Source organism: Thalassospira sp. CH_XMU1420-2 (assembly GCF_037029325.1).
GTDB classification, from domain to species: domain Bacteria; phylum Pseudomonadota; class Alphaproteobacteria; order Rhodospirillales; family Thalassospiraceae; genus Thalassospira; species Thalassospira povalilytica.
On record NZ_JAYMEG010000015.1, the window covers coordinates 1 to 4,074 of the forward strand.

6 protein-coding genes are annotated in these 4,074 nt (G+C 50.9%); all 6 read left to right on the forward strand.

What is annotated here, in order from left to right:
* Positions 1–197 precede the first annotated feature (197 nt).
* Positions 198–629 carry a hypothetical protein gene (locus tag WA429_RS20635; protein ID WP_336107816.1) on the forward strand — a complete coding sequence of 144 codons (432 nt, stop codon included), beginning with the start codon at positions 198–200 and terminating at the stop codon, positions 627–629.
* Positions 630–721: 92 nt separating this feature from the next.
* Positions 722–1,459 carry a hypothetical protein gene (locus WA429_RS20640; protein ID WP_336107817.1) on the forward strand — a complete coding sequence of 246 codons (738 nt, stop codon included), beginning with the start codon at positions 722–724 and terminating at the stop codon, positions 1,457–1,459.
* A gap of 105 nt (positions 1,460–1,564) precedes the next feature.
* The gene (locus tag WA429_RS20645; RefSeq protein ID WP_336107818.1) at positions 1,565–2,380 is read left to right on the forward strand and encodes a hypothetical protein; all 816 of its coding nucleotides are present in this window, start codon (positions 1,565–1,567) and stop codon (positions 2,378–2,380) included.
* Positions 2,381–2,889: 509 nt separating this feature from the next.
* Positions 2,890–3,171: a type IV conjugative transfer system protein TraL gene (gene traL / locus WA429_RS20650; protein ID WP_336107819.1), complete on the forward strand. Its 282-nt coding sequence runs from the start codon at positions 2,890–2,892 to the stop codon at positions 3,169–3,171.
* Positions 3,168–3,791, forward strand: a complete 624-nt coding sequence (locus WA429_RS20655) for a TraE/TraK family type IV conjugative transfer system protein (RefSeq protein WP_336107820.1) — start codon at positions 3,168–3,170, stop codon at positions 3,789–3,791. The genes traL and WA429_RS20655 overlap by 4 nt, the downstream gene beginning before the upstream one ends.
* 9 nt (positions 3,792–3,800) lie before the next feature.
* The coding region (locus tag WA429_RS20660; protein ID WP_336107821.1) for a hypothetical protein at positions 3,801–4,074 on the forward strand (274 nt) is incomplete at its 3' end.

The window sequence follows — 4,074 nt, forward strand, 5'->3', positions numbered from 1 at the left end:
GTCTTGCCAAGTTGCAAGAGAAGGCACCCGGAATTGACGGATCCATCAAACGCAATTTGCAGGCAATGATCGACATTGCCGCAAAAATCAACTGAGCAACGAGCCGCACTTCTAGCGGTTTCGTCGACAACCCCATTCGGGACATGTTTGATCCCGATGGGGGAGAAGCATGTCCCGTTTCTTGAAAGGATACGGATATGTTTATGCAAACCCCCCAGATTACAGCAAGCCAAGTGATGTCTTTCGCCGACAAGTATGGTGATGAGACTGAGGTATTTGTCGCCAACGTGGCAACATCAAGCTACCGCAAGGCGCGCGATTCCCAGCTTGTGTTTTTGTCAACTGGACCCAAACACAATGACGGCTGCGGTAAAATCCGCATTGATGTCATCTATACAGCTATCAGTGACGAGGCGATCAAAGGTACCGGTCAGCACTTTGAGCTCTATGAGCACAACATGTGCTCTTTGTTGATCAATTATGTCGACCACTTGCCTGACAGCGATCGTCAATTGTTCATCGAGTATATCGAAAGCAAGGGCCATCAGATTTCTAGCTCTGAATATCTAGAAGATGTCTCCTCAGCCTATGACGATACCATGACCGAAGTCCGCTCAGATCAACACTAGGGATCTGCGGCAAATCTGAACAATACACCCATTTGGGGATACAGGTCCCCAATGGGGGTTGTGTCCCTTTTTTGCTTTAAGGAGACACCAAAATGACTTTCACCATCTTAGCCAACCTTGCGATCCATGACGGCGAACAGACCCTGTCGGTTCAAGGCTCAACCAGCTTTGAAGAAGCGCGGGAGATGATGCGTGAAATACTGCGTGAACGTTGGAACGAAGAAAAAGGCGATGAGCCGTTTCCGGATGATATCGATGAAGCTAAAGAACAGCTCCAAACTGGGATGGCTTGTTTCGATGAAAGTTTCTGGCTCACGGATGTTTACCTCCAATCACCAGAACTATCGGAAATGGTTGAGGCGGCGGAACTCGTTGCATCAACCACCCAGCCTTCAAGCGAACATCTCTCACGACTGCGGCAATCAATTGTTGCTGCACGCCGTGAACAGGGAGGGCCACTTATCGAAGAACTGCCGGTTTTCCAATCATTCGATGGGGAGGTCAGTGGATCACAAGATAATCCCTTCGGCGATGCCATCTCGATTAAGGTTTCGCACCGTATCCATTTTCATGAAGCGCAGAAAATGGCCAAAATCGCTCTGCTTTGTCAGGAAGGCGCTCAACACAGCGGTCAACTGATTGCGGATGACGCGGTAGCAACTGATAGCGAGAGCAATGAGATCGGTTCAACAAATGTTGAATACCAGATCTACAAAAACACATTCCGCATTCGCGGAGAAGAAAGCGAGACATACCAAGGCTGGTTCTCAGAAGAGATCAGTTTGAAAGCCGTTTTCGAACACTTTGAGTTGCCGACAATTGGTCGGTAAGAACATGAAAGGCGCGGGGGAAAACCTCTGCGCCTTTTTTTGTTTGTATTTTCCAGATATCGAACCAGTCTAAGTTATAACACTATGATTCATCGAGAGAGTTATATGGTCGAGAAACTCATTCACTGGTCTAAAGTGCCCACAGATACCCTGAAAGAAGGAGCAGGATGGCGCTTCAAGGTAACAACTCAGGGGCGTCTGTACGCAATTGACACCCCAGCGTTGAACGGCAGAACAACCACTCAGGGGCGGATGAAAAGTGCGATCATTTTTACCGGTGAAGCTATCGAAACCTTTGCCAAGCATCCCTGGGCCACTTTGTTTTGCTGGAAGCGCTTCTGTGGGCAGTATTGGTCCAAAGAAGTCGGGGATGTTGTTTGGACAGACGCGGATGTGGAACGTCCTTTTGAAAATGTATTGATCGTTAAGCGCTGCAAGATTGTCCCTACGAATGAGTGGCCACGACGTTTGAAAAATAGGTTCTTGCGAATTGTTCCCCGTCAGATCGCCGACGGGGCTGTGTTGCTGATGCTGTTAAAGCTTCTAGCAATGAAAGTCGGAGTATTTCCGTATTCGTGGTTGGAAGCAGAAAGGATGGTTGCAGAGCTTGCAGTAGAGCGATTTCCGTTCCTTCAAGCTATTAAGGATTACATCTCAGGTAGCTCGCTTGAAATTCGTTGGGCCTTAGGGCTTCTGCTGTTGGGCACCGTCGCTGCAACGCGGGTTAGTGTCCGGGTAGCTCCGGACCTTCGCGAGCGTGTTGATACGGTTTGGAACAAGTTGAGTGCGCGTGATCAGAACAGCTCGAACAACGGTAAGCCGCGTTGCCACTCGACGTGGGTTAAACGCTCAAGGTCGGGGTCGGCGATTGAGCCGCGCAGATCCCGCTCCAGAAAAGCCATCAAGCGAAGTATGCTCTGAGGGATGTCGAGTTTAGACCACGAGCTGAAGTCATGAGCACGACTGGTGGATATTCCCAATAGAGAGGCGGCCTCGGCGACGGTGACCAAACCCATTCGAGCCATCCAGGCCCAAAAGATGTGTTTGGTATTTTTGCACTTCGCAACAACTCGCATGTTCGGAGCAGGTGTCAGTCGGCGATCAACCGTGCCGGTGATTTCTCCTACCAGATATCCGCTCAAGATAGTGCGCGAGCGTGTCAGCTCGTGTCCTTGATTGAGCACCCTGTCGAATTGCTTTGGCGACAGGCACAAAAACTCAGCCGCATTGTGCCGGGAAATCAATCCCGTCTCTATGACGCGTAGAACCTGCTCTCGAGCAGAAAGGTGCGGCGGCGTTTTCAACATATCTATGTGATATCGGCAATTTAATGTGCCGATGTGTCGATAGATGCCAAAATACGCATCGAACAGGCACAAGCCCTCCAAAAGACCCTGACATACTCCCTTCAACTCAAGACGGGAGAAGTCATGGACACGATCAAAATTCCTCAGTCATCGGATGATCCGCAATACATCCTGATTTACCCCTGGCCGGATCTGGTCCCCATGGTTGCTGCTGCAGTTATCGGGATAGCGATCGAGCAGGTGACGCTTTGCTTGCTGGCAACCATCGTGCTGCTGGGCCGCTATCAGCGTTTCCGTGACGGAAAGCCCAAAATGTTTGTTCCGCATTGGTTGTACGGGAAGGGCATCGGCATGCCGCGCGGTCACACCATCCCGGAACCGATGGATAAGGTGTTCCTGCCGTGAATATCGATAACTTCAAAAAGACATTCGATCAGGTCCTTCAAGAGCGGAATTACGCGCGCTTGATGAATCTGGGTTTGGTCGCGGTCATGGTCCCGCTTGCCTGGTATGTCGTGACATTGGAGCCCGCCCGTGTGCTGGTGCCGCCAAAGCTGACGACTGAAGCAGAGGTTTCGGCGGACAAGGCTGATGAGGAATACCTACGTCACTTGGCGCTTTTCTACGCAACCCTCCTTGGGAATACGACGCCAGATCAGGTCGATGAGGTTGCGACACTGATGGAGCCCTATCTTGCACCGTCTATCCGCAACGCCGTGATTGTCGGGCTGCAAGAGGATGCGGCTAACCTCAAAGAACACAACATCTCGCGCGAATTCGTGGTCAAGAACTCGTACTTCGAGAAAGAGACCGGAAAGACATTTGTCTACGGAAACGAATACGTCTCAGGAAGTGCCGATAAGAAAGAGCGCGAAGAAAAGACCTACGAGTTTGAGATCTCAATCAACAATTTCATGCCCGTGATCGACGACCTCGCTGCCTACAAAGGCAAGCCGCGGACACTTGAAGAGTTGGAGAACATCCAACGCCGCGAAGAGCGTGAAAAAGAACGGAACCGGCGCTGAGGAAGAATGATGAACAGAACACAAAAAACGATCCGTACCTTACTTCTTGCCAGTAGCGCGTGTGTCGTGACGACCTATGCTTCTGCGACGGATCTCGCAGATGCGGGGGCCATGGCAGTACCAGAGTACATCGTAACCGGTGAGATGCCGCCAGAGCATTCTGACGTTCCCAGTCAGACGGTCGAGGAAGTGCCAGGTGCCGATGAAACTGCCTCAACCAGCGATGCAAGTGACGACGAAAAGCAAGTTTTGGATAGGACGGTCATTGAGCCGGACACGGAAC